Source organism: Pseudoduganella rhizocola, from assembly GCF_045984285.3.
In the GTDB taxonomy this organism is placed as follows: domain Bacteria; phylum Pseudomonadota; class Gammaproteobacteria; order Burkholderiales; family Burkholderiaceae_D; genus Rugamonas.
Genome location: NZ_JBJQIK030000002.1, coordinates 715,758 through 734,944, shown reverse-complemented (window position 1 = coordinate 734,944; position 19,187 = coordinate 715,758). Strand labels below are relative to the sequence as shown.

Below are 19,187 nucleotides of genomic sequence, written 5' to 3'. Positions count from 1 at the left end.
GCCCGACAATATGTAAACGAAATTGTTGATATATCCATTATGCCGGTGGGGCCTCCGTCCCTCCGTCGCCGGCAATAAAGGCCGCGATCTCGCCCATCGCAAATACGCAGGCGCATTCATTTCTGCCCCCCGGTTCCAGCGGCGGCGGCGGGAGGCGCTTGACGGTCGTCGTGATGCCGCAGGCAATCAGCTTCGCACCGTATTGTTCAGCTTCGTCGCGCAGCGGATCTTCCTCGGCGGAAAGGATCAGCGCTGGCGGCAGATTCTTCAGGCGGCTCGACTGCAGCGGCGAGGCGTACGGATGGGTACGGTCGGCCGCATTCGGCAGGTAGCCACGGTAAGCGGCGGCGCACTGGTCGGCCACGGCGGCTTTGTCCGGGCAGCTCGGCAGTTCGCGCATGGAGCAGGTGGACAGGCCGGGATCCAGCATCGGCATGATCAGCACCTGGCCTGCCAGCGCCGGACCGCCACGGTCGCGCGCCATCAGGGCCACCACGGCCGCCAGGTTGGCGCCGGCCTCGATGCCGGATACCACCAGGCGCTTGCCGCTCCAGCTCAGCTTGGTTTTATTCTTCTTCGCCCACATCAGCACGGCATGTGCGTCTTCCACCGCCGCCGGGAAGGGCTTCGTGGTGGCCAGCGTATAAGCCGCCGCCAGGCCCACGGTATTCGTATTCATGCTGACGAGATGGCTCAGGAACTCCTGGCCCTCGTCGATCGAGCCGCCGACAAAACCGCCGCCGTGGAAAAACACGATCAGCGTGTCGCGCTTGCCCGCGCCGCCTGCCGTGAACAGGCGCCCCGCCAGCGGACCTTCCGCACCGCCGACTTCGATGTCGCGCAGTTTCAGGTCGGCTGCCAGCGGCGCCAGTTCGTGCAGGGTGTCCTTTTTCATTGCTGGGCCACCTTTTCGCCGGCGTCGGCGGTCAGCACTTTCAGGGCCGACTGCGGTTTGGCCGACTGAGCGCCGCGCAGCACTTCGGTGCGCAGCGCGTCAAAGCCCCGGGCTTCCACGCTTGCCGCCTGGGAGAACTCATCGGTGTACACCATGCCCGCCAGCGCGAGCGAGCTGAGCGCCACTGCTACCGTTGCAAAGATTCCATCACGATGTTTCATCTCAAACTCCTGTTGTGCCGCTAAAAAGTTGCATTTACCTTGATGCAGTGCGTCAACTATAGACTTGTTCTACAATCTGATAAATACGCTAACGGCGAAATCATTGTTCAGAATTCGGAACAATGACAACTGGGTGACAGGGTTTGGACGAGCAAAGGGCGCAGGCGGATGAACAAATTGCAGGCGATGGAGGTGTTTGTGCAGGTGGTGGACGCCGGGGGCTTCACACGCGCCGCCGAGGTGCTGCAGCTGCCCAAGGCCACGGTTTCCACTCTGATACAGGGCCTGGAGACGGCGCTTTCCGTCAAGCTGCTGCACCGCACCACGCGCCATGTGTCGGTCACGGCCGACGGCGCCGCCTATTACGAGCGCTGCCTGCGCATCCTGGCCGATGTGCGCGAGGCCGAGGAATCGCTGTCGCGCACCCGGCTCAGCCCCAGCGGGCGGCTGCGGGTGGATGCGCCGACCGGTTTTTCCAGCGAAATCCTGGTGCCCGCCCTGCCCGATTTCTTCGAACGCTATCCCGATATCCAGCTTGAACTGGGCAGCAGCGACCGCCCGGTGGACCTGATCGAGGAAGGCGTGGACTGTGCCGTGCGCGGCGGCGCGCTGGGCGATTCCACCCTGATCGCGCGCCGCATCGGCGTGGTCAATTTTTTCACCGCCGCCTCCCCCGGCTACCTTGCGCGCTTCGGCACGCCCACCCACCCGCGCGAGCTGGTGAACCACCGCTGCGTCAACTACTTCTCGGCCAAGACCGGCAAGATCTACGACTGGGACTTTACGCGGGACGGCGAACGCATCCAGGTGCCGATGCCGGGCGTGATTGCGCTGAACGACTCCAACGCCTATGTGGTGGCGGGCCTGTCCGGCCTGGGCGTGATCCAGATGACGGACTACCTGCTGGACAAATATGTCGCTGACGGCAGCATGGTGCGCCTGCTGCCGGACTGGGTGACGGACCCGCTGCCGATCCATGTGGTCTACCCGCAGAACCGCCACCTGTCGGCCAAGGTGCGCGTGTTCGTCGAATGGGTGTCCGAACTGCTTGCCAACCATCCCGGCATGCGCATGCGCGCGCCTGCCGCCCAGCCACTTGTACCGGAGGCCGCCATATGAGCCACAAGATCGTTTTCCTGGACCGCGACAGCCTGATCGCCAATGTGCGCCGCCCCGTGTTCGGGCACGAATGGACCGAATACGCCGCCAGCACGGAGGCCGAAGCCGTCGAACGCCTGCGCGGCGCCACCATCGCCATCACCAACAAGGTGCCCCTGCGCGCGGACGCGCTGGCCCGGCTGCCGGAACTGAAACTGATCGCGGTGGCCGCCACCGGCACCGACATCATCGACCTGGACGCCGCGAAGCAGCATGGCATCGTGGTGTCGAACATCCGCAACTACGCTTATGCAGCGCTGCCCGAGCACACCTTCGCGCTGATTCTCGCGCTGCGCCGCAACCTGCTGGCCTACCGCGCCGACATCGAGGCGGGGCTGTGGCAGAAATCGCCCCGTTTCTGCCTGTTCCACCACCCTATCCGCGACCTGCACGGCAGCCGCCTCGGCCTGCTGGGCTATGGCGCGCTGGGCAAGGGCGTGGCGCAGCTGGCCCAGGCCTTCGGCATGGAAATCGTGGTCCATACGCGCACCCCGGCCCACGACCCGCTGGTGCGCAACGTGAGCTTCGACGAGCTGCTGGAAACCTCGGATGTGCTCAGCCTGCACGCCCCGCTGAACGACAAGACGCGCAATATCATCGGCGCGGCCGAACTGAAACGCATGAAACCCTCGGCCATCCTGATCAACACCGCACGCGGCGGCCTGGTGGACGAAGCGGCGCTGGCCGACGCGCTGATCGCCAACACCATCGCTGGCGCCGGTTTCGACGTGCTGACGCAGGAACCGCCGCCCGAAGACCATGTGCTGCTGAACCTGCGCCTGCCCAACTTCCTGCTCACGCCCCATTCCGCGTGGGCCAGCACCCAGGCCATGCAGACCCTGGCCGACCAGCTGATCGACAACGTGGAAGCTTTCGGGCGCGGCCAGCCGAACAACGTCGTCGGCTGAGCGCCACACGGCCAACCGGTTCGGCGCAGCTGCTGCACGGCCTGGCGCAGCGGGGTGGCTGCGCGAAAGCGCCTCCAATAGAGTCGGAAGCTCCTGACACTATCGGAGAATAATAATGAAATATTTTGCAAGCCTGCTCATTGCGGGCATGCTTCATCTCGGCTGCGCGGCTGCCGCGCAGGCGGAACCGGTGCGCGAAATCGAGCAGCTGGTGCAGCAATTCCAGCGCAATATCATCGACAAGGACGCCGCCGCGCTGGGAGCCCTCTTCCTCCCCGAGAACAACAGCTGGCTCACCGTGCTGGATGACCAGGAGTTTGCGGCGGCGAAGGCGAAACACGCCGACATGCCGCGCGTGCGCCCGTCCAGTTACAAGGGCTTCGTGAAATTCATCGGCGAGAGCAAGCTGCCGGTCGAAGAAAAATTCTACAACGTCCGGATTCATACCAACGGTTACATTGGCACGGTGTATTTCGATTTCGACTTCCTCGAAGACGGCAAGGTCACCAACCGGGGCGCCGAATCCTGGCATGTGGTGCGCACGGAACAGGGCTGGAAAATCAGCTCGATGGTATTTTCCATCGGCCGCTGAGGGACGCTAGAATGGCTCTTTCACGTAAATTACCCATCATGCCATCGTCGCCCATCACGATTGCCGCGCCGCGTATCGACCTGGCAGCGGTGCCGCGTTCCCTGCCGATGCTGGCGGCGCTGGCGATGGCCGCCTGCATGGCCGTTCTCAGCCTGCCGGAATACGGGCATGGCTACTCCCTGCTGTTCAGGGCCATGTTCCTGTGCAGCGACCTGGTCTGGCTGTTCCCCCTGGTGATGATCCAGCGCTGGATGTGGCGGCGCGAATATAGCTGGCCGCGCACCTTGCTGATCCTGCTGGCCGCCACCTACGCCATGACGCTGGTGAACAGTGTTATGGCGCAGGTGCTCGCCGTCGAACTGGGCTTGCATCCAACCTACTATTGGCAGAACCTGTACCGGGGACTCGACGGCTGCTGGCTCGCGCTGCTCGGCTTCTGCGCCGTGCATACGGGCGCCGCGTATTATGTGGCGCTGGGCCGCTCGCAGCTCGACATGGCGCAGGCGCAGCTGGCCGCGCGCGATGCGGAGCTGCACGCGCTGCGCTACCAGCTGCATCCGCATTTCCTGTTCAACACCCTGAACGCCATCTCGGCCCTGATCGTATCGCAGCGCAACCGCGAAGCGACGCGCATGGTGACGCGGCTGGCTGAATTCCTGCGCGCCACGCTGGAAGAAAACGGCAAGCACGAACACTCGCTGGCCGAAGAACTGGCGCTGACCGATACCTACCTCAATATCGAGAAGGCCCGCCTCGGCGAGCGGCTGCAGGTGGATACGCGCATCGGCCCGCGGGTACTGAACGCCATGGTGCCCTACCTCATCCTGCAGCCGCTGATCGAAAACGCCATCCGCCATGGCATAGCGCGCATCCAGGGCACAGGCCGGCTCGCGCTCTACCTCGAATGCGAAGGGAATACGCTCGTCATCCGTGTGGATAACGACGGCGCGGGCGAGGCCGAATCAGGCGGCGAAAAAGGCATCGGCCTGGCCAATATCGCCGAGCGGCTGGCCAGGCTGTACCCCGGCCAGCATGAGTTCAGCCATGGACGCGGCGCGGATGGCGGCTACTCGGTCCGCATCGTCCTGCCATTGCGGCAGGCCCAGTACGCAGACATGGTAAGGGCCGCATGATGCGCGTTGCGATCATCGACGACGAACCGCTGGCGCGCAGCGGCGTGCGCGCCCGGCTGGAGGAACGGCGCGGCATCGAAGTGGTGGCCGACTTTGCGGATGGACTGGCGGCGCTGGAAGGGATTCCGCAATGTCGGCCTGACCTGGTGCTGATCGACATCGAGATGCCGGGCATGGATGGGCTGAAAGTCCTGTCCGCGCTCAAGCCTGAGGAGCGGCCGATGGCGATCCTGCTCACGGCATACGACCAGTTTGCCTTGCAGGCGTTTTCGCTGGACGTCGTCGACTACCTGCTCAAGCCGATCGACGATGACCGCTTCGAGGAAGCGCTGGAGCGCGCGCACCGCGCCCTGCCCTACCGCCGACCCTCGCTGGCGGGCGCCCCGAAGGAGACCTATACGCAGATGTTCACGGTGCGGGTCGGCGCCAAACAGGTGTTCGTGCGCACGGTGGACATCAGCTGGATCGAGGCCGATGGCGACTATGCGGTGCTGCACGCTGCGGGCAAGCGCTTCATGGTGCGCGAATCACTGCAAAGGCTGGCCGGCCAGCTCGATCCCGCGGAATTCGTGCGGGTGCACCGTTCGGCCATCGTGCGCATTTCCCAGCTCAGCGAAATGCGCTGCCTGAGCAACCAGGACGCCTTGCTGCGCCTCCAGGACGGCACCCCGCTGCGCGCCAGCCGCACCTATATCCGGCAGCTGCGCGCCCTGCTCGACAAACCGGCTACATATTCCTGAACTGGGTCATGAAGGGCTGGCTGACCTGCAGCGTCTCCGGCCGGTTGCGCAGGCGCAGCACCCCCTTGCCGAATTCGTCGCGCGTGATGGCGGAAACCGCCTTCAGGTTGACGATGGTGGAGCGGTGAATCTGCTTGAAGATGTCCGGGTTCAGCACCGTCAGCAGTTCGCAGATCGGCTTGCGCAGCAGCGCCTCCCCTTCCGCCGTCATCACCACCGTGTACTTGTTATCCGAACGGAAGTAGCACACATCGTCGATCATGATCAGGCGCGTATCGTTGCCTGAACTGGCGGTGAGCCAGGTCAGCGCGGGCGCCTTGCTGGCCGGCTTCAGCGTGGCGTTCAGCTGCTGCAGCAGTTCCGCCAGCGCCGCAGGCTGGGCGCTGCCGCGCGCCGCGCGTTCCTTCAGGCGCTGCACAGTGGCCGCCAGCCGTTCGCGGGTGACGGGTTTGAGCAGGTAGTCCACCGCGCCTTTCTCGAAAGCGTCGATCGCGTACTGGTCGTAGGCCGTAACGAACACGATCTGCGCGCGCAGGCCCTGCTCCAGCATGGCCTGCGCCACGTCCATGCCGCTCATGCCGGGCATGCGAATGTCGAGGAAGACCACGTCCGGCTGCTGCTGGCTGATTTCTTCCAGCGCGCTGCCGCCGTCTTCGCAGGCCGCCACGATATCCAGTTCCGGCCAGGCGGCGCGCAGCTCCGTCATCAGCGCGTCGCGCAGCAGCGATTCGTCCTCCGCAATGATGCAGCGCAGTTCAGACATGGTTCGCGCTTTCCTTCTGCGGCTGGTCCACGCCGATGGCGGGCACGGTAATGGTTGCCGCCACGCCTTCCGGGAAGTTGGACACGATGGACAGCGAGGCGCCCGCGCCGTAGATCAGGTTCAGGCGTTCCCGCACATTGCGCAGGCCGATGCCGGTGCCGCCGCCATCCTGGCTGAAGCCGCGCCCGTCGTCGGCCACGGTCACGGAAACGGTGCCGCTGGTGGCCGCGGCAAAGATCCAGATCGTGCCGCCGCCCGGCTTCGGTTCCAGCCCGTGCTTGATGGCGTTTTCCACCAGCGTCTGCAGCATCATGGTCGGGAAAGGCACGGACAGCAGGTTGGCCGGCACCTGGATCTGCGGCATCAGGCGTGATCCCATGCGGATCTTCAGGATGTCCAGGTAGGCGCGCGCCCGTTCCAGCTCCGCGCCGATGGTGGACAGCGCGTCCTCGGTGCGCGGCATCGAATGGCGCAGGTAGAGGATCAGGTTGCCCAGCATTTCATCGGCGCGGGCCGGGTCGCTGCGGGTCAGGATCTGCGCGCTGGCCAGGGTGTTGTACAGGAAGTGCGGCTCCACCTGGGCATGCAGCAGGTTCAGTTTGGCCACCGTCAGCTCCTTCTCGGTGACGGCTTCCTTCACGTCGGCCTGCTCGCTGCGGCGGCGCTGGGCCACGCGGCGGGTCAGCGAACGCGTGATGGCTTCCGCGTTTTCGAGGTTGGTGCCATCATCCACCAGGAACCAGTCGGTCCAGGCAGGACGGGCCGGTTCGCAGATCAGCATGAGGCTGCCCGCGCCGTCGTTCGGCGTGACCATGGCCAGGATCTGGTTGCGGCTAACGCCCAGCAGGCGGGCCAGGCGCATGCCGCCGCTTTCAGCCGCATAGGGATCGATGCGGCGCACACGGGCCCTCACCTGCAGGCTGTCGCGGGCGCTGTCCACCTGGTCGCTGCCGGGCAGTTCGCGGATCGCCGCGTCCACCATATCGAAGGCTTCGCCGGCCTCGAACGGCACTTCGATCTGGCGCCGCTGGCGGCTGGATACGGTGCTGCTGTTGAAGCGGCCGGCAATCAGGTGCACGCGCCGCAGGTGCGAGAAGGCCACCACGATCACATAGCTAACCAGCACAAAGCCGCCGAACACGACCCAGCCGCCTTCAATCTGGTCGCCGTCGTCGAAAATGAGTTTGATCAGCGTAATCGAAGCCGCCATATAGACGAGCGTCCAGGCCAGCGCCAGGCGGAAGAGGTAAAAGGCTCCAGTGATCACAATTATTTCCTTGAAGGGATACGGATTGGAAGTGACGATAGCAGATCGCCGCCAGCCGCTGGCGGTTTTACGACGAAATCCACGGCGCGCCGACGAAGCCCGGTTTCCGCGCGATGAAATGGGCGCGTGCGCCATCCGCCAGCCGTTCCACGTATAGTCAAAAAAACCACAAAAAAGGAGTGCGGCATGAAATGGGAAGGCAATCGGGAAAGCGATAATGTGGAAGACCGCCGCGGCGGCGGCGGCGGGGGCGGTTTTGGCATCGGCGGCAGGTCCATCGGCATCGGCGGCGTGATCGTGGCGCTGATCGTATCCTATGTGTTCGGCATCAATCCCTCGACGGTGCTCAGCCTGATGAGCGGCGGCGGCGTGCCGGTGCAGCAGCAGGCCGACGGTCCCACCAGCAAACCGGAAGACCAGATGGGCAAGTTCGCGTCCGTGGTGCTGGCCGACACGGAAGATACCTGGGGCGCCCTGTTCCGGCAGGAAGGCCAGGCCTACCAGCCGCCGCGTCTCGTGCTGTTCGAGAATGCCACCGGCACCGCCTGCGGCACCGGCCAGTCGGCCACCGGGCCTTTCTACTGCCCGCTGGACCAGAAAGTCTACCTGGACCTGAGCTTCTTCCAGCTGATGCAGGAGCGCTTCCGCGTCAGCGGCGAATTCGCACAGGCCTATGTGATTGCGCATGAGGTCGGCCACCATGTGCAGAAGCTGATGGGCATCAGCGACCAGGTGCACAATGCGCAGCAGCGCGCCTCGCAGAAAGCGGGCAATGCGCTCTCCGTGAAGCTCGAATTGCAGGCCGACTGCTTTGCCGGACTGTGGGCGCACCACGCCAACCGCTCGCGCCAGATCCTCGAACAGGGCGATGTGGAGGCCGCGCTGAAGGCCGCAACAGCCATCGGGGACGATGCGCTGCAGCGCCAGTCGCAAGGCCAGGTGGTACCGGATTCCTTCACGCACGGCTCCTCCGAGCAGCGCGTGCGCTGGTTCCGCACCGGACTGGAAGGCGGCACCATCGCGCAGTGCGACACCTTTAACGCAGCGCGTTTGTAAAACATTCCACACGCACTTCTTCGCAGGTACAATCGCCCGCATTGTCCACCTGAAGGAGTGTTCATGACCGTCTCACCCAAGCGCCGCCTCGTCCTGGCGGCCGCCGCCCTGCCACTGGTTCCCGGCTTTGTGCACGGCGCCGTGCCCGGAAAAATCGAGGACGCCTTTACCGCGCTGGAGAAAGAGCTGGACGGCCGCCTCGGCATTTATGCCATCGACACCGGCACGGGCCGCGAATTCAGCTACCGCGCCGACGAAGCGTTCGCGATGTGCAGCACCTTCAAGATGATGCTGTCGGCGGCAATCCTGCAGAAAAGCCTGGCGCAGCCCGGCCTGCTGGCCAAGCGCATCCGCTACACCAAAGCCGACATGGTGTCCCATGTTCCGATCACGGAAAAACACCTGGACGACGGCATGACGGTGCAGGAACTGTGCGATGCCACCATGCGCTACAGCGACAACGCCGCCGCCAACCTGCTGATGAAGGAACTGGGCGGCCCGGCCGACGTGACGGCCTATGCGCGCAGCATCGGCGACCAGGCCTTCCGCCTCGACCGCTGGGAGACCGAACTGAATACCGCGATTCCCGGCGACCCGCGCGACAGCACCACGCCGCGCGCCATGGCCCAATCGCTGCGCAAGATCGCGCTGGGCGACGCCCTGCCCGCTGCGCAGCGCCAGCTGATGCTCGAATGGCTGGTGGGGAATACGACCGGCGGCAACCGGATCCGTGCAGGCTTGCCGAAAGACTGGAAGGTGGGCGACAAGACCGGCGCCGGCGCCTATGGCAGCAACAACGACATTGCCATCATCTGGCCGCCGGGCCGCGCTCCGGTGGTGGCGGCCATGTACTCCGTGCGCAAGCAGGAAAAGATCGACTCGCGCCCGGACATCCTGGCTTCCGCTGCACGGCTGATTGCCGCCGCGCTGTAAGCGCTATTCGGGGAAGGTGCCGGGCAGCAGGATGTTCCGGTCCACCTTCTTCACGTCCCGCAGGCCGCAGAAGGCCATCGTGATATCGAGTTCATTACGGATGATCTGAAGGCTGCGGCGCACGCCCTCCTCGCCCATCGCGCCCAGTCCGTACAGGAAAGCGCGGCCGATGTAGACGCCGCGCGCGCCCAGCGCCAGCGCCTTGATCACGTCCTGGCCGGAACGGATGCCGCCGTCCATATGCACCTCGATCTCCTTGCCCACCGCCGCCGCAATGGCGGGCAGCGCGGCAATCGAGGACTGCGCGCCATCCAGCTGGCGCCCGCCATGGTTGGACACGATCAGCGCATCGGCGCCGCTTTCCACGCAGAGCCGCGCATCTTCCGCATCCATGATGCCCTTGATAATCAGCTTGCCGCCCCAGCGCTGCTTGACCCACTCCACATCCTTCCACGACAGCGTGAGGTCGAACTGCTGGCTGGTCCAGGACGACAGCGAGGACATGTCGGACACCGAGGTCGCGTGTCCCACGATATTGCCGAACTGGCGGCGCTTCGTGCCCAGCATGCCCAGGCACCAGCGCGGCTTGGTCGCCATGTTCACGATATTCGGCAGCGTGAGGCGCGGAGGGGCGGACAGGCCGTTGCGGATGTCCTTGTGGCGCTGGCCCAGCACCTGCAGGTCCAGCGTCAGCACCAGGGCCGAGCACTTCGCGGCCTTGGCGCGGTCGATCAGGCGCTCGATGAAGGCGCGGTCCCTCATCACATACAGCTGGAACCAGAACGGCTTGCTGGTGTTGGCCGCCACGTCCTCGATCGAACAGATGCTCATGGTGGACAGGGTAAACGGCACGCCGGCCTGTTCCGCCGCACGTGCCGCGAGAATTTCGCCATCCGCATGCTGCATCCCCGTGAGGCCGGTCGGCGCAATCGCCACCGGCATCGACACTTCCTGGCCCACCATCGTGGTCTGCAAGGTGCGGTTCGACATGTCGACCGCAACGCGCTGGCGGAACTTGATCTTCTCGAAGTCCGTGCTGTTGGCGCGATAGGTGGATTCGGTCCAGGAGCCGGAATCGGCGTAGTCATAGAACATGCGCGGCACGCGGCGTTCGGCGATGCGGCGCAGGTCTTCGATGCAGGTGATGGTGGTCATGCGCTAGTCCTTATGTTTGCGCGAACATCATCAGGCATTTTGCGCCGCTTGCCAACTGACCTCTGGTCAGCGCGGCAGCCCATGCCTGCTGAAAGCGGGATCGAACGTATAAAAAGCGGGCATGGTGAGGCGCGTGCCGCGCAGGATTTTCAGCACCGCATGCTCGTGGTGCCAGCCGCTGGTGAAAGCGACCAGCGCACCGGCTCTCGGTTTGATCACGATATTGAGCGCAGTCAGGTAAAACTCGCCGCCTTCGTAATCGTCATTCAGGTAGACGATGCTGGCGAAATTGCGGTGCGGCGAAGAGTGTGGTTTTCCGTCCGCATTCGCGTTGTCGCAATGCGGCGGCATATGCATGCCTTCCGGCCAGCGCACCAGCTGGATGGTGTCGGCGTAGATCGGCGCCGACAGCGCGTAATGCGCGGCGATGCGTTCGATGGCGGCGGCGCGGGCGCGGTACATCACGGCGCCCGCCTCCGGCAAGGCTGCCGCCACATCGTGGTGGAACAGGATGCGGCCCTTCCAGTAATCGAGCGGCACGTTGTCCACGGCCTGCCGGTCTTCCAGCTGCGCCGCTGCCGCGCACAGGGTGCGGCATTCCTCGGCACTGAGGAAGTCCGGCAGGTAGATGAAGTCTTCGCCGATGGCTGCCTGGCCGGGGTCGAGCCAGCGCGTGTCCGGCGATGGGCTGAGCACACCGTCATGCAGGCGCGCGCGGCCGGCAGTGTTGCGCTCGGTCTGGCCTTGCGGCAGGCGTTCCAGCAGGCTGGGCGGGGCGGCGCCGAAACGGTAAGAGGTGATACCGGCAGCAGGCAGGGAGCGGCCGTAATCCGGCAGAAAAGAATTTCGCATGAGCAAAATGTAGCATGCAGGCGGGCAAAGAAAAAGGGACCAGATCTTCCGATCTGGTCCCTCATATTGGTGCGGCTGGCAGGAATCGAACCCACGACCCCTTGGTTCGTAGCCAAGTACTCTATCCAGCTGAGCTACAGCCGCGTAAAACTTACTTATTTTATTATTATAACAGGGCGGTCGACACCGCCTGCTTTCTACTCTTTACTACTAAATTCTGGTGCGGCTGGCAGGAATCGAACCCACGACCCCTTGGTTCGTAGCCAAGTACTCTATCCAGCTGAGCTACAGCCGCTAAGAAGCAAAATTATATCGCATTCATTTCAAGTTGGAAAGGTTGAACTTTCGTCCAAGAATCGCGTTACACTGCCATTCATCCCAACCAAAAAGCCTGCGCTTTCTGCTTTCTTCCGAAGTGTCATCTCCGAAAGAAGCGAGATTATAGACAGAAGCGAACGGCTTGTCCAGAGTGAAAATGAAGAGATTTTTCGCCGCCGCACTTTTCGCCCTCCCCTTCGCCGTGCATGCCGATCCCGCGTGGAAAGCACTGGACGGCAGCCCGCGCCACGCCGCCGCCATCGAGCCGGAAATCCGGCGCATGATGGAGGCCGCCAAAGTTCCCGGCCTTGCGGTCGCCGTCATCAATGACGGGCAGGTGGTCTACCAGCAGGCCTTCGGCTACGCGGACCCCGCCAAAAACATTCCCCTGCACAGCGACACCATCATGTACGGCGCCTCGCTGACCAAGGCCGCCTTTGCCTATATGACGATGCAGCTGGTGGAAGAAGGCCTGTTCGGGCTCGACACGCCGGTGACGGAGCTGCTGAAGAAGCCGCTGCCGGAATATCCGGACTGGGCGGACCTGGCTGCCGACCCGCGCTGGAAACTGTTCACGCCGCGCATGATGCTGTCGCACACCACCGGCATGCCGAACTTCCGCTGGATCAACGACGACAAGAAGCTGGACATCAAATACCCGCCCGGCTCGCGCTATGTATATTCCGCCGAAGGCCTGCACATCCTGCAGCTGATCATCGAGGAACGCAGCGGCAAGTCGCTGACGGAGCTGATGCAGGTGCGCGTGTTCGACCGCTTCGGCATGCGCAACACCAGCATGGTATGGCGCCCGGACTTCGCCGGCCGCGTGACCGCCCATTTCGACAAGGACGGCAAGGAGGTGCGGCACAGCCAGCGCAGCCGCCCGCGCGCCGCCGGCTCCATGGATACCACGCCCGCCGACTATGCCCGCTTCCTGGCCGGCGTGCTGCGCGGCGAAGGACTGTCTCCGGCCGGCTTCAACGAGATGTTCAAGCCGCAGCTGGCCATCGTGCAGCCCAAACAGTTCCCCTCGCACTGGCCTGGCGAAACCGAGGCCAACAAGCCGCTTGGCCTGGCCATCGGCCTCGGCTGGCCGCTCTACAATTCCCCGGCCGGCCCGGCCTTCTTCAAGGAGGGGAACGACGACGGCACCAACAACTTCGCCCTCGGCTTCCGCTCCCAGCGCACCGGTGTGCTGCTGATGTCCAACAGCTCTAACGGCCAGCCCATCTTCGTGCCGACGGTGGAAAAACTGATCGGCCGCGTCTGCCTGCCCTGGTTCTGGATGAACTACATCCCCTATGACCAGCCGCAGTGGAACGACCCAAAATGGCGTGAAAATCCGCCCGTTCTTTCCTGCGGGAAATGACTTATTCACCAAACGTATGACCACCATCACAAGATATCATTGGCAAACGATTGCGCTATCAGGCATTATTCACCTGTCTCCTCTATTCTCCTCAAAAGGAATAGACTTCAGCCCGCTCCCGTAGCGGGCTTTTTTTTCCTGTTCTCAGCTATATTCCTCCGCTTAGCGCCCTGCCCAGCCGGAACAGCATTTATCGGGCTCATGGTGTATTCTGCGGTTTGGTTTTTTACAATGCCAGCGGAGAGCCGAGCATGCCACCAGCACCAGCCAACGAACAACATGGCCCAAGCGATACCGCCGCGGGCCCGGCCGAACATTGGCCGCTGCCCTTGCGCCTGACCGTCAATATCATGCAGAACACGCCCCTGCCGATGCTGCTGATGTGGGGCCGCCAGCAACTGATGCTGTACAACGCGGGCTACGCCCGCCTCGCCGGCCTGCCGGAAGAACGCGTGCCAGGCGGCACGGTGCCCGTGGTGCTGCCAGCGGCCTGGAGCTGGAATCCGGCAGTGCTGGAACTGGCCTGGGCCGGCGAGGCGCAGACCTATCCCCGCCAGCCGCTGCAGCTGTGGCGCGGCCCTGAAGCCCAGGAAGACCTGTTCGACCTGCACTACACGCCCGTGCACGAACAGGACGGCGCGGTGGCCGGCATCCTGTGCACCATCGCGCCGCCGGGCGCCGCCCAGCCGCAGCAGGCAGACCAGCCGCTGTCGGTGCTGGTGGTGGAAGACAATCTCGACGCGCAATACCTGGTGTGCGAAATGCTGCGCACCTTCGGCCACCGTGTGGAGGCCGCCACCAGCGGCGAGGAGGCGCTGCGCCTGCTGCAGGGCGGCCGCTACGATGTGCTGCTCAGCGACGTCAGCCTGCCCGGCATGTCCGGCGTGGACCTGGCGCGCGCGGCCCTGCGCGAAAATCCCGTGCTGCGGGTGGTCTTCGCGTCCGGTTACAGCAGCTCGCTGACCGAGCACCTGGACTTCCCTGCCATGTCGATACAGAAACCTTATGACATCGAGCAACTACAAGCGATTCTCCAAAGCATAGCAGCCGAAACCAGCCCCGCGCGCCCCCTGTAACTAGCGATCAACCGTGTGGGCCTTGCCGGAGGCATGAGGCTACAATCGGCTCTCGGCGGACGACCCCGCCACCGACCGATGCAGCCGAATATTCATGATTTTCTCCCCAGGGCAGGATGCCGACACGGCGCCCCTCAGCAACAGCAGCGACCGCCTTCAGGCCGTACTCGGCAGTATCGCTGACGGCTTCGGTGTGTTCGCGCCCGACTGGACCATCAGCTACCTGAACCCGGCCGCCGGCGAGCTGCTGTGCATTGAAGACGGCAGCGCGCTGGCCAACCGACCGCTGTGGGATGCCGTCCCTGCCCTGCTGGGCACCGTGTTCGAAGCGCAATGCCGCCTGGCCATGGAACGCGAACAGGCCTGCAGCTTCGAGCTGTATTACCTGCCGCGCCAGCGCTGGCTGGAGGTACGGGCCTATCCCTCCTCGGCTGGACTCAGCTGCCTGATCGCCGACATCCACGTGCGCAAGCAGCAGGAGCGTTCGCTGCGCGAGAACAGCAACCGCCTGCAGGTGGCCATGTCTTCCGCCCGCCTCGGCGACTGGAGCTGGGACGCGGCCAGCGGCAGCGTCATGCTGGGCCTGCGCGCCGCCGGCATCTTCGGCCTGCCGGCCAACCAGCCGGTCTCCTGGGCCGCGCTGCAGGAAAAGCTGGACCGGCGGGACCGGGAACCGGCGCGCAGGGCCTTGCTGGAGGCCTTCTCCTCGCGCCAGGACTTCGATATCGAATGCCGCATCGAACACGAGGGCGAACGGCGCTGGCTGTCGGTGGTGGGCCACGGCAGCTACGACGACGCAGACCAGCTGCGCGGCATCACCGGCATGGTGCAGGACATCACCGAACGCAAGGCCGCCGAAGACAGCCTGCGCCACAGCGAAGAACAGCTGCGCGCGCTGGCCGATTCGATTCCGCAGCTGGCCTGGATCGCCCAGGCTGACGGCGCCATGGTCTGGTACAACAAGCGCTGGTTCGAATACACCGGCACCACCGAAGCAGACATGCTGGGCGACGGCTGGCGCCAGGTCTACGACCCGGCCTGCATTCCGCCCATGGTGGCGCACTGGCAGCAGGCCATGCGGAACGGCGAGCCCTTCGAGATGGAATTCCCCATCCGCGGCGCCGATGGCCAGTACCGCTGGTTCCTCACGCGCGCCAACCCCGTGCGCGACCGCGAAGGCCATATGGTGCGCTGGTTCGGCACCAGCACCGATGTGGACCAGGTCAAGCGCGCGCAGGAAGCGCTGCGTGACGAAACCAATGTGCTCGAACTGCTGAACAGCACCGGCAATGCGCTGGCCCGCCACCGCGACCTGCAGCCGCTGCTGCAGGAAGTGACGGACGCGGCCACCCGCATCAGCGGCGCGCGCTTCGGCGCCTTCTACTACAACCACCATGACGGCGGCCCGCTGACGCTGTACACGCTGGCGGGACGGCCGCTGTCCGATTACGGCGACCTGGACCGCGCGCGCGCCACCCTCCTTTTCGGCGACAGCCTGCAGGGCGACGGCATCACGCGCTGCGACGACCTGCGCAACTTCCCCGGCTGCGCGCCGCACGAGAGCCTGAGCCAGCTGAAAGGCATGCGCAGCTTCCTCGCCGCACCGGTGGTGTCGCGCTCCGGCGATGTGACGGGCACGCTGCTGTTCGGCCACCCGGAACCGAATATGTTCAACGAGCGTACCGAACGCATACTGGCCGGCATCGCCGCCCAGGCCGCCATTGCGATCGACAATGCGCGGCTCAACGAAGCGGCGCGGCTGGCGGCGGAAGAACGTATCAGCCTCCTGATCAGCGAACGCAGCGCGCGCGAGGAAGCGGAACGCAGCAGCCAGATGAAGGACGAATTCCTGGCCACGCTGTCGCACGAACTGCGCACGCCGCTGACGGCCATCCTCGGCTGGTCGCAGGTGTTGCGGCGCGGCGGCAAAGGCCAGGCCGATATGGAGAAAGGCCTGCAGACCATCGAACGCAATGCGCGCGCGCAGGCGCAGCTGATCGAAGACCTGCTCGACATGAGCCGCATCATGTCCGGCAAGGTGCTGCTCGACATGCAGAGCGTGCGGCCGGAGGCCGTGGTGGAAGCGGCGATCGATGCGGTGCGCCCTGCGGCGGCGGCGCGCAATATCACGCTGCACAGCCGCTTCGAGCCCACCGGCATGGTGGCGGGCGATCCGGGCCGCCTGCAGCAGGTGGTGTGGAACCTGCTGTCCAATGCCATCAAGTTCACCCAGACCAATGGCAGCGTGCACATCAGCGTCAGCGAAAGCGCGGGCCAGGTGGAGATTGCCGTCAACGATACCGGCATCGGCATCGGCCCCGAGTTCCTGGCGCACGTGTTCGACCGCTTCCGCCAGGCCGATGCGTCCTCCACGCGCCGGCACGGCGGCCTGGGGCTGGGCCTGTCCATCGTCAAGCACCTGGTGGAACAGCATGGCGGCACGGTCGCGGTGGAAAGCGCGGGCGAGGGACAGGGCTCGTCCTTTACCGTGCGCCTGCCGCTGATCACGGAGCAAGCCAATGCGCTGATGCAGCCGCGGCCGCTGGCGCCGCTGCGCAGCACGGCGCTGCGCCCGGGCGCGGCGGCCGAGCGCGACCTGCGCGGCTTGCGCGTGCTGGTGGTGGACGACGAACCCGATACGCGCGACCTCATCAAGCGTGTGCTGGGCGACTGCAATGCGAAGGTGCAGGTCGCGGGCAGCGCCGCCGAAGCGCTGCAGATGATGCCCTCGGTGCAGCCGGAGCTCATCGTCAGCGATATCGGCATGCCGGAAATGGATGGCTTCGAACTGCTCAGCAAAATCCGCGCCCTGCCGGCCGCGCACGGCGGCCAGGCGCCGGCCATCGCCCTCACCGCCTTCGCCCGCGCCGAAGACCGCAAGCGCGCGCTGGACGCCGGTTTCACCCAGCATATTGCCAAACCGGTGGAGCCTGCCGAATTGATCACAACCGTTGCGATTGCTGCAATGCAAGGTTGAAAACAGCTGTTGCAGGCGGCCCGGACACTCCTACCGATGCACGCGGCGATGTCCTACAAGAAACTCCACAGGGCTTTGCTAGACTCAAAGGCATGAGAGCTCAGCTTTGAGCAATGTTTTTTTGACACGTGCGCCGCAGCAAATCGCTAGACGCTACACTTGCTTTTCACAGGCTTGTCGCCTGAACAACGAGACGAATATGCCCAGCCCAGATGAGATCCTGAACGCCAAGATCCTCGTGGTGGACGACTGCGCTGACAATGTGGATCTGATGCTTGAGATCCTGCGCGAGGCCGGCTACACCGATGTGATGGCAACCATGCTGCCCGATCAGGTATGCGACCTGCATCGCCAGCATAGTTACGATCTCATCCTGCTCGACCTGCAGATGCCGGGCCTGAACGGCTTCCAGGTCATGAAAGGTCTGAAGGAAATTGAACAGGACGGCTACCTGCCGGTGCTCGCGCTGACGGCGCAGCCCAGCTTCAAGATCGCCGCGCTGGAAGCGGGCGCGCGCGATTTCATCAGCAAGCCTTTCGACCTGCTGGAAGTGCACAAGCGCATCCACAATATGCTGGAGGTGCGCCTGCTGTACAAGGAACTGGCGCAGTACAGCCGCCAGCAGCAGGAACTGGCCCTGCATGATGCCTTGACCAGCCTGCCGAACCGCCGCCTGCTGGAAGACCGCATCGAAACCACCTTGCAGCATGCCACGCGCCAGCAGCGCAAGGCGGCCGTGATGTATCTCGACCTCGACGGCTTCAAGGCCATCAACGACACCCACGGCCACGCCTACGGCGACGAAGTGCTGAAGCAGGTGGCGCAGCGCCTGGTCTCGTCCTCGCGCAAGGAAGATACCGTGGCCCGCGTCGGCGGCGATGAATTCGTGATCCTGCTGTCGGAAGTGAGCGGCCTGGCCGATGCGCAGGAACCGGCGGGGAAGCTGATCGAAGTGGTATCCGAGCCTTACCTGGTCAACGGGCTGAACCTGCGCCTGTCCACCAGCATCGGCATCGCCCTGTTCCCGGACGATGCGACCAATGTCGGCGACCTGATCCACGCTGCCGACAATGCCCTCTATGATGCCAAGCGCAGCGGCAAGAACCGCTACTGCGCCGCCCCGGGCAGCGCGCAGGCGGCCGCTGCGGCGATGAAAAGCGTCGTCGGCTCCGCCGCCTGAACCGACTCACCACCCATATATAAAAAAAAAGCCCCGCCGCGGCGGGGCTCCGATCTCACCAGCTATCAATGAGCCGTGGCTGCTTCCTTACCCGATTCGGTCGATTCTTCCACCTTGCCCGCGTGCTGGTGGTCGGTTTGCGCATCCACCTTTTCCGGCGGCACTTCGATGCGCGTAATGCCGGAATCGACGGAGATGGGGTCGCTGGCCGGGAAGGTCATTTCCACCGCATCGTCCAGCAGCGTTTCCTTGGCCTTCTCTTCCGGCGCCATCTGCTCCTCGTCGGCCAGGGTGGCGATGGCGGAAGCCCACTTTACAAAGTTCAGGTTGGCGAGCTCGCGGATGGTGCTCACGCCGAAAGCCTGCTGCAGCGCTTTGGCGTCCTTGACGCTGACACCGCGCAGCGCGCTGAGCGGTGCGTCGGCCAGGTCGCGGAAGCATTTGCCCAGGTAGTCCTTGTCCACAACGGTATCGATATTCATGATGGCTGTCCTTTCACGCAGTAAATTTGCCGGATGTTTCACGCTTTCACTATGGCATGCGCGACCGCCACTGTATGTGCGCAATCGAACGTTGGGGGCGCGTTCTGTTGCC

18 protein-coding genes and 2 tRNA genes are annotated in these 19,187 nt (G+C 64.4%); 11 read left to right on the top strand and 9 right to left on the bottom strand.

The window, feature by feature from the left end:
* Window positions 1-37: 37 nt before the first annotated feature.
* Window positions 38-895, bottom strand: coding sequence for an alpha/beta hydrolase (locus tag ACJRPG_RS07090; protein WP_407999338.1), 858 nt, complete (start codon window positions 893-895; stop codon window positions 38-40).
* Window positions 892-1,116 (bottom strand): hypothetical protein, encoded by a 225-nt coding sequence (locus ACJRPG_RS07085; RefSeq protein WP_407999337.1) that lies wholly within the window; start codon window positions 1,114-1,116, stop codon window positions 892-894. The genes ACJRPG_RS07090 and ACJRPG_RS07085 overlap by 4 nt, the downstream gene beginning before the upstream one ends.
* Before the next feature lie 168 nt (window positions 1,117-1,284).
* Here ACJRPG_RS07085 and ACJRPG_RS07080 point away from each other — a divergent pair, with 168 nt between their 5' ends.
* The 5 genes from ACJRPG_RS07080 (at window position 1,285) to ACJRPG_RS07060 (ending at window position 5,647) form a co-directional block, all read left to right on the top strand.
* A complete protein-coding gene (locus ACJRPG_RS07080) occupies window positions 1,285-2,235 on the top strand; it encodes a LysR family transcriptional regulator (protein WP_407999336.1) in 951 nt (316 codons plus the stop codon).
* The gene (locus ACJRPG_RS07075; RefSeq protein ID WP_407999335.1) at window positions 2,232-3,182 is read left to right on the top strand and encodes a D-2-hydroxyacid dehydrogenase; all 951 of its coding nucleotides are present in this window, start codon (window positions 2,232-2,234) and stop codon (window positions 3,180-3,182) included. Before ACJRPG_RS07080 ends, ACJRPG_RS07075 begins: the two co-directional genes overlap by 4 nt.
* 115 nt (window positions 3,183-3,297) lie before the next feature.
* Window positions 3,298-3,774: a nuclear transport factor 2 family protein gene (locus ACJRPG_RS07070; protein WP_407999334.1), complete on the top strand. Its 477-nt coding sequence runs from the start codon at window positions 3,298-3,300 to the stop codon at window positions 3,772-3,774.
* An 11-nt stretch (window positions 3,775-3,785) separates the two neighbouring features.
* Window positions 3,786-4,907, top strand: a complete 1,122-nt coding sequence (locus ACJRPG_RS07065) for a sensor histidine kinase (RefSeq protein WP_407999333.1) — start codon at window positions 3,786-3,788, stop codon at window positions 4,905-4,907.
* Entirely contained in the window at window positions 4,904-5,647 is a 744-nt protein-coding gene (locus ACJRPG_RS07060; protein WP_407999332.1) for a LytR/AlgR family response regulator transcription factor, read from the top strand. The genes ACJRPG_RS07065 and ACJRPG_RS07060 overlap by 4 nt, the downstream gene beginning before the upstream one ends.
* On the opposite strand, the gene ACJRPG_RS07055 is transcribed toward ACJRPG_RS07060, so the two are convergent.
* Window positions 5,634-6,410 (bottom strand): LytR/AlgR family response regulator transcription factor, encoded by a 777-nt coding sequence (locus tag ACJRPG_RS07055; RefSeq protein ID WP_407999331.1) that lies wholly within the window; start codon window positions 6,408-6,410, stop codon window positions 5,634-5,636. The two genes, ACJRPG_RS07060 and ACJRPG_RS07055, sit on opposite strands and share 14 nt — an antisense overlap.
* Window positions 6,403-7,677, bottom strand: coding sequence for a sensor histidine kinase (locus tag ACJRPG_RS07050; RefSeq protein WP_407999330.1), 1,275 nt, complete (start codon window positions 7,675-7,677; stop codon window positions 6,403-6,405). The genes ACJRPG_RS07055 and ACJRPG_RS07050 overlap by 8 nt, the downstream gene beginning before the upstream one ends.
* Window positions 7,678-7,863: 186 nt before the next feature.
* On the opposite strand from ACJRPG_RS07050, the gene ypfJ reads away from it, so the two are divergent.
* A complete protein-coding gene (ypfJ, locus tag ACJRPG_RS07045) occupies window positions 7,864-8,733 on the top strand; it encodes a KPN_02809 family neutral zinc metallopeptidase (protein ID WP_407999329.1) in 870 nt (289 codons plus the stop codon).
* A gap of 63 nt (window positions 8,734-8,796) precedes the next feature.
* Window positions 8,797-9,666 (top strand): class A beta-lactamase, encoded by an 870-nt coding sequence (bla, locus tag ACJRPG_RS07040; protein WP_407999328.1) that lies wholly within the window; start codon window positions 8,797-8,799, stop codon window positions 9,664-9,666.
* Between the two features lie 3 nt (window positions 9,667-9,669).
* Here bla and ACJRPG_RS07035 read toward each other — a convergent pair whose 3' ends face one another.
* From ACJRPG_RS07035 to ACJRPG_RS07020, 4 genes are all read right to left on the bottom strand, one after another.
* Window positions 9,670-10,821, bottom strand: coding sequence for an alpha-hydroxy acid oxidase (locus ACJRPG_RS07035; protein ID WP_407999327.1), 1,152 nt, complete (start codon window positions 10,819-10,821; stop codon window positions 9,670-9,672).
* Between the two features lie 66 nt (window positions 10,822-10,887).
* Window positions 10,888-11,673 (bottom strand): 2OG-Fe(II) oxygenase, encoded by a 786-nt coding sequence (locus ACJRPG_RS07030; protein ID WP_407999326.1) that lies wholly within the window; start codon window positions 11,671-11,673, stop codon window positions 10,888-10,890.
* A 67-nt stretch (window positions 11,674-11,740) separates the two neighbouring features.
* Window positions 11,741-11,817 (bottom strand) — tRNA-Arg (locus ACJRPG_RS07025).
* A 74-nt stretch (window positions 11,818-11,891) separates the two neighbouring features.
* Window positions 11,892-11,968, bottom strand: a tRNA-Arg gene (locus ACJRPG_RS07020).
* Between the two features lie 180 nt (window positions 11,969-12,148).
* On the opposite strand from ACJRPG_RS07020, the gene ACJRPG_RS07015 reads away from it, so the two are divergent.
* From ACJRPG_RS07015 to ACJRPG_RS07000, 4 genes are all read left to right on the top strand, one after another.
* Window positions 12,149-13,360: a serine hydrolase domain-containing protein gene (locus ACJRPG_RS07015; RefSeq protein WP_407999325.1), complete on the top strand. Its 1,212-nt coding sequence runs from the start codon at window positions 12,149-12,151 to the stop codon at window positions 13,358-13,360.
* Window positions 13,361-13,611: 251 nt separating this feature from the next.
* Window positions 13,612-14,436, top strand: coding sequence for a response regulator (locus tag ACJRPG_RS07010; protein WP_407999324.1), 825 nt, complete (start codon window positions 13,612-13,614; stop codon window positions 14,434-14,436).
* A 94-nt stretch (window positions 14,437-14,530) separates the two neighbouring features.
* Window positions 14,531-17,413: a PAS domain-containing hybrid sensor histidine kinase/response regulator gene (locus ACJRPG_RS07005; protein WP_407999323.1), complete on the top strand. Its 2,883-nt coding sequence runs from the start codon at window positions 14,531-14,533 to the stop codon at window positions 17,411-17,413.
* A gap of 199 nt (window positions 17,414-17,612) precedes the next feature.
* Window positions 17,613-18,593, top strand: a complete 981-nt coding sequence (locus ACJRPG_RS07000; protein WP_407999322.1) for a diguanylate cyclase domain-containing protein — start codon at window positions 17,613-17,615, stop codon at window positions 18,591-18,593.
* Between the two features lie 65 nt (window positions 18,594-18,658).
* Here the strand turns inward: ACJRPG_RS07000 and ACJRPG_RS06995 are convergent, their stop codons facing one another.
* Window positions 18,659-19,075 (bottom strand): hypothetical protein, encoded by a 417-nt coding sequence (locus tag ACJRPG_RS06995; RefSeq protein WP_407999321.1) that lies wholly within the window; start codon window positions 19,073-19,075, stop codon window positions 18,659-18,661.
* Window positions 19,076-19,187 lie beyond the last annotated feature (112 nt).

Coding starts and splice junctions, on each gene's coding strand:
- ACJRPG_RS07090 (WP_407999338.1), bottom strand. CDS start 895: ATGAAAAAGGACACCCTGCACGAACTGGCGCCGCTGGCAGCCGACCTG.
- ACJRPG_RS07085 (WP_407999337.1), bottom strand. CDS start 1,116: ATGAAACATCGTGATGGAATCTTTGCAACGGTAGCAGTGGCGCTCAGC.
- ACJRPG_RS07080 (WP_407999336.1), top strand. CDS start 1,285: ATGAACAAATTGCAGGCGATGGAGGTGTTTGTGCAGGTGGTGGACGCC.
- ACJRPG_RS07075 (WP_407999335.1), top strand. CDS start 2,232: ATGAGCCACAAGATCGTTTTCCTGGACCGCGACAGCCTGATCGCCAAT.
- ACJRPG_RS07070 (WP_407999334.1), top strand. CDS start 3,298: ATGAAATATTTTGCAAGCCTGCTCATTGCGGGCATGCTTCATCTCGGC.
- ACJRPG_RS07065 (WP_407999333.1), top strand. CDS start 3,786: ATGGCTCTTTCACGTAAATTACCCATCATGCCATCGTCGCCCATCACG.
- ACJRPG_RS07060 (WP_407999332.1), top strand. CDS start 4,904: ATGATGCGCGTTGCGATCATCGACGACGAACCGCTGGCGCGCAGCGGC.
- ACJRPG_RS07055 (WP_407999331.1), bottom strand. CDS start 6,410: ATGTCTGAACTGCGCTGCATCATTGCGGAGGACGAATCGCTGCTGCGC.
- ypfJ (WP_407999329.1), top strand. CDS start 7,864: ATGAAATGGGAAGGCAATCGGGAAAGCGATAATGTGGAAGACCGCCGC.
- bla (WP_407999328.1), top strand. CDS start 8,797: ATGACCGTCTCACCCAAGCGCCGCCTCGTCCTGGCGGCCGCCGCCCTG.
- ACJRPG_RS07035 (WP_407999327.1), bottom strand. CDS start 10,821: ATGACCACCATCACCTGCATCGAAGACCTGCGCCGCATCGCCGAACGC.
- ACJRPG_RS07030 (WP_407999326.1), bottom strand. CDS start 11,673: ATGCGAAATTCTTTTCTGCCGGATTACGGCCGCTCCCTGCCTGCTGCC.
- ACJRPG_RS07015 (WP_407999325.1), top strand. CDS start 12,149: ATGAAGAGATTTTTCGCCGCCGCACTTTTCGCCCTCCCCTTCGCCGTG.
- ACJRPG_RS07010 (WP_407999324.1), top strand. CDS start 13,612: ATGCCACCAGCACCAGCCAACGAACAACATGGCCCAAGCGATACCGCC.
- ACJRPG_RS07005 (WP_407999323.1), top strand. CDS start 14,531: ATGATTTTCTCCCCAGGGCAGGATGCCGACACGGCGCCCCTCAGCAAC.
- ACJRPG_RS07000 (WP_407999322.1), top strand. CDS start 17,613: ATGCCCAGCCCAGATGAGATCCTGAACGCCAAGATCCTCGTGGTGGAC.
- ACJRPG_RS06995 (WP_407999321.1), bottom strand. CDS start 19,075: ATGAATATCGATACCGTTGTGGACAAGGACTACCTGGGCAAATGCTTC.